Consider the following 4,298-nt stretch of genomic DNA (forward strand, 5'->3'; position numbering starts at 1 on the left):
GCGCCGGTTTGTCCAGCATCTCAAACTGGCTTAAGCGGCAACCTGGGAGCTTTTTGAAGGGCCGTTGGTTGAGGTCTTCCAGTAAACTTTTAATCGTAAGGTTCAGCTCTGCCAGCGTAAAGAAGGTGTGATGACGTAGCTTGGCCAAGATCCACCGCTGCACAATCAGCACCGCGTTCTCGGCCTTCGCCTTGTCTTTTGGTTTGAGCGGTCGCGCAGGAATGATCGCAGTTCGATAGTGCGATGCCATGTGTTGATAACTGGCATTGATGGTTGGTTCGTAACGACAAGGTTTGCTCACTGCGCTGCGAAGCTGATCAGGCACAATGATCTCCGGCACACCGCCAAAGAACTCGAAGGCCTTAACGTGGGCATCGATCCAATCCGCTTTTCGTTGCGTCCAGCTGGCGGTGGCAAAGGTGTAATTGCTGGCACCGAGCGTCGCGACAAAGATTTCAGCGTTGCGGATCTCGCCGGTATCTGGGTTAACAATCGGCACTGTCGCGCCACTGTAATCCACAAATAGTTTTTCACCGGCGCGGTGTATTTGCCGCATAGAGCGCTTTTGCTGAGCGCACCATTCCCGGTAATACCCGCAATACTGCGAGTACTGGTAACCCGCGTCCCCATAGGCTTGTTTGTACTCCTCCCACAGCAGCTGTTTGGTGACGCCTTTGCGCTTTAACTCTAGATGTATGGCGGCGCAATCAGGCATAACGCGACCGTGTCGGGCGCTCAGCTGGGGTGAAGGAAACAGCAGCTGCTCAAGATCGTTGTCTGACATCGCGGCGGGCAGGGGCCAGCAAAGCCCCAGCGCAGAGGCGCGTTTGCCGTAGGTTGATACGGTACCCACGCCAATGCCTAGGCTGCGCGCAATCTGGCGATGACTTAGCTTTGCCTCAAGTTTAAGGCGGAGAATTTCTTTGATATGTCGCATTGCTAATCTCGTGTTTGGCATCGTCATCCCGGCGCAAAAGCGGCAAGGATAACGTGCAGTACAGGATGAATTTCAATGCATGAGGTGGTGAGGGAATTGATGGTGATCACTCATTGCGACAACGTGATCACCCGTTGCGATAAGTCCCGTAAAGTGATCACTTTAAATCGCAATGAGTGATCACGCTCGTTCGCAACAGGTGATCACGTTGCGTCGCAGGCGGTGATCAGGTTGGGTCGGAATACGCACCTCTTACTCACGACCTCGCGTGAGCAACGACAATCCGTATTCTGAGTCTCTATTTAAGACTGTAAAATACTGCCCTCAATGGCCGCTGAAAGGCTTCTTAAATATCGATGATGCTCGTGAATGGGTCGATGGATTTGTTCATTGGTATAACACGCGTCATAAACACAGTAGCATTAAATACGTTACTCCTGAGGAGCGGCACGCGGGTTTAGATTTGGCGATTTTGAGCAAGAGAGATGAGACTTATCAGAAAGCAAAGCTTAAAAACCCTGGAAGATGGAGTCGGCGCTGCCGGAACTGGGACTTCATTAGTGAAGTGAAGTTAAACCCAGAAAAGGATGCCGCATAACCGTAAAAAGCGACAACATGCTTGAAAAACAGCGAAATTCAGTGTTCATAGTTACAAAAATACGCACCTGGTTCAGGGCCTCGAACGCGGCCGGATCCAGCTTGTGGCGGGCTTTGCAGAAGGCAGAGGCGGTGACCTGCTGGAAGAAGCCGTTCAGTTCGGTCTGCAAGGCGGACTGGGGCTGGTTGAGCAGGAACAGCGCCAGATGTTTGAAGGTCAGAGGGCAGTGGCGGGTGAAATCCTGGGGACGCTGACGGTATTGGGCAATAAAGGTGGGATCATCAAGCAGATTGGTTATTTCTTGTACAATTTTCAGTCAGGACCTGGCCCCTGGCTGGGGATGTCAACTGTTGGTTTTTTCGGGTGCTTCATAAGGCGTTTTCCTCGTGTGCTGTTGAGATATAATTATATGATATTTATGGAGAAATGTTACTAATTCAATAACGTTGGGTACACAGCGGCACTTCTGGTCGCGTGAAGACACGGATTGAGGTAGAGGCTACCTCAATCTTTTGGTTTCTGAAGGCAATTCACCAAATAACTTTTTGTAATCAGACGAAAATCGCCCTAAATGCATAAGGCCGTAACTAAATGCGACTTCAGTAATATTTCTTGCAGACCCACTGATCAATTCATCTCTAATTCGTTTTAGTTTCCTGTCTTTAATATACTTTCGTGGAGTTGTTGAAAATGCGTTTGCAAAACCATTGTAAATAGAGCGAGCACTCACGTTAGCGATTTCAGCCAAATCCTCTGCGTCAATATCGTTTTTGAGGTTTTCATCAATATACTGAACAATATTTTGCATAGCGACACTATTGTCAAGGCTACCCCTGTCTAGAGAAACATTGCTTTTAAAGGAAAATAGCAATTTTTTTGCCAAAATTTCTCTGTATAGATTAAAAACGCCAGCAGGGTCAGAGCCAGTTTCTTCAGCTTCCAGTAGTATGGTTTCAAAGAGCTTCATCATTGATGGAAATGCAAACAAATTTAAAGGACGACGCTTAAAACTGATAGCAGATCCAGGAAGGGAAAGCGCCTCGCCAAGAGCAGTAGTCCGTACCAAACTTTCAGGCACGTTGATAATTAATTTTTTGCAGTCACAAGAGTAATCGAGGGTCATTTTCTCTCCAGGGCTCAGCATTATTGCATCGCCTAGGTTTAAAGAAACTTTTTCATCCTTGAAACCGACTTCACACTTACCTTTAGATATTATTTGCAAGTGGAACATGTTTTCTAGCTCAGCATTTCTCACTCTGATATTGTTACCGTAGGTGATATAGGTTAGACCTAACCCTAAAAACTCCTTAAAACTTAAGCTGGATCGCTGTGCTTCATGGTCAAGTATTTCTATCTTGTGGCGGCCAATATTTTTATTTACAAAGTCCGATACTACTTCAGGATGGGTGTTCTCAAAAATCTTTGAGCGGGCCAATGCGTCAAAAAACATCTTTGTATACTCCTAATTTTTGTTATACAACCGATTCTAATTGGTCCTTCTAACCAACGCAACAAGAACTGCCGCCAATGTCATTGACCTGAATTCGTGACTCCAAACAGCGAGAATTTCCCTCACAGCCTGCAATAACAGGCCATTGAGCGATATAATAGCTCCTGACACCCATTCACCCAGTCAGTGCTTTTTGGCTCATGCGTACTTTCACTCTCCAGCAATCCGGAACCGAAGTCTATACACCCCACGGCGGCCTGGCCCTGGTGGGCCACTGCCTGAACCAGCACACGTCGCTCACCAGAACCGCTCGCACCGTGGTCAAGCGCCACGGTATCCCCCTGTGTCAGGCTAGTTGTCGCCTATTTTTATTTTAAAATTTTGGAGACATCATGCCAGCATTATTAGTTGATTTAGAAACCAAGGAGCAGGGCCGTATTTGGCTGCTCCCTCCCTACAATTATTCCTTGAGACGAGTCGGAAATGAGCTTAGCGTAGCAGTTGGCACAGTTCATAAGTGGAGGCAGGAATTGAAGGATGAGGGTTTACTTCCAGACGGTGGTCTCGGTCATCCCCAAACGTTCAGCTATCATCGTATTGGGCATGCCTTCTGCAGCATGAAGAACGATAGCCGCACGACGACTCAGGCCATGGAGCAAACTGCGCGAACGCAAAAATGCTTCAAGTTGTTCGCGTTGTGACTCGTTAAATGTGACTTGGTGGAGCTTCGGTCGGCCAGTTCGCATGAGTACCCTCCGTAAAGATGATACCTTTATTAACCGCCAATACCCCCGCCGAGCGGTTGGAGATGTCACCCCAGCTCGTCAGCAAGTACGTTCCCCAGCTTGAAACGCATCTTGGCGTGCGGCTGCTGAACCGCACCACCCGAAAAATCCACCTGACCGAAGCCGGCACCCAGTATCACCAGCGCGCCCAGCAAGTGCTGAACGACATCGACGACATGGAGAACCAGCTCGACGACCTGCACACCCAGGCCCAGGGCCTGCTGCGTATCAGCGCACCCGTGTCGTTTGCCATCCGCCACATGGCGCCGCTGCTGAGCGAATTCCAGACAGCGCATCCCGGCGTCGGCATCGACCTGCAACTGAATGACCGGAAGGTGCGTATTTTTGCCCACTATGAACACCGATTTTCGCCCATCGTGAACACCTAATTTTCTCAACTGTGAACACTGAATTTCGCTGTTTTTCAAGCATGTTGTCGCTTTTTACGGTTATGCGGCATCCTTTTCTGGGTTTAACTTCACTTCACTAATGAAGTCCCAGTTCCGGCAGCGCCGACTCCATCTTCCA

General features: G+C 48.8%; 5 protein-coding genes and 2 pseudogenes. 3 read left to right on the top strand and 4 right to left on the bottom strand.

Annotation, left to right across the window (positions count from 1 at the left end; translation table 11 throughout):
• Window positions 1–958: IS21 family transposase (gene istA, locus O9X78_RS20415; protein WP_269621538.1), on the bottom strand; the 958-nt coding region annotated here is incomplete at its 3' end.
• A 220-nt stretch (window positions 959–1,178) separates the two neighbouring features.
• On the opposite strand from istA, the gene O9X78_RS20420 reads away from it, so the two are divergent.
• On the top strand, window positions 1,179–1,535 hold the full coding sequence (locus O9X78_RS20420) for an integrase core domain-containing protein (RefSeq protein WP_269621542.1): 357 nt from the start codon (window positions 1,179–1,181) through the stop codon (window positions 1,533–1,535).
• A gap of 67 nt (window positions 1,536–1,602) precedes the next feature.
• Here the strand turns inward: O9X78_RS20420 and O9X78_RS20425 are convergent.
• Together O9X78_RS20425 and O9X78_RS20430 are read right to left on the bottom strand one after the other, a co-directional pair.
• A pseudogene (locus O9X78_RS20425) lies at window positions 1,603–1,851 on the bottom strand (IS4 family transposase); the annotation flags it as partial.
• A 183-nt stretch (window positions 1,852–2,034) separates the two neighbouring features.
• Window positions 2,035–2,985, bottom strand: a complete 951-nt coding sequence (locus O9X78_RS20430) for an AraC family transcriptional regulator (protein ID WP_269621539.1) — start codon at window positions 2,983–2,985, stop codon at window positions 2,035–2,037.
• A 200-nt stretch (window positions 2,986–3,185) separates the two neighbouring features.
• Here O9X78_RS20430 and O9X78_RS20435 point away from each other — a divergent pair.
• Window positions 3,186–3,326, top strand: a pseudogene (locus O9X78_RS20435) (IS1380 family transposase); the annotation flags it as partial.
• 204 nt (window positions 3,327–3,530) lie between these two features.
• Here the strand turns inward: O9X78_RS20435 and O9X78_RS20985 are convergent.
• Window positions 3,531–3,731, bottom strand: a complete 201-nt coding sequence (locus tag O9X78_RS20985) for a helix-turn-helix domain-containing protein (protein WP_350339250.1) — start codon at window positions 3,729–3,731, stop codon at window positions 3,531–3,533.
• Between the two features lie 17 nt (window positions 3,732–3,748).
• Here O9X78_RS20985 and O9X78_RS20445 point away from each other — a divergent pair, with 17 nt between their 5' ends.
• Entirely contained in the window at window positions 3,749–4,159 is a 411-nt protein-coding gene (locus O9X78_RS20445; RefSeq protein WP_269621541.1) for a LysR family transcriptional regulator, read from the top strand.
• Window positions 4,160–4,298: the final 139 nt, after the last annotated feature.

This window comes from Zhongshania aquatica, from assembly GCF_027257955.1.
Taxonomy (GTDB): domain Bacteria; phylum Pseudomonadota; class Gammaproteobacteria; order Pseudomonadales; family Spongiibacteraceae; genus Spongiibacter; species Spongiibacter aquatica.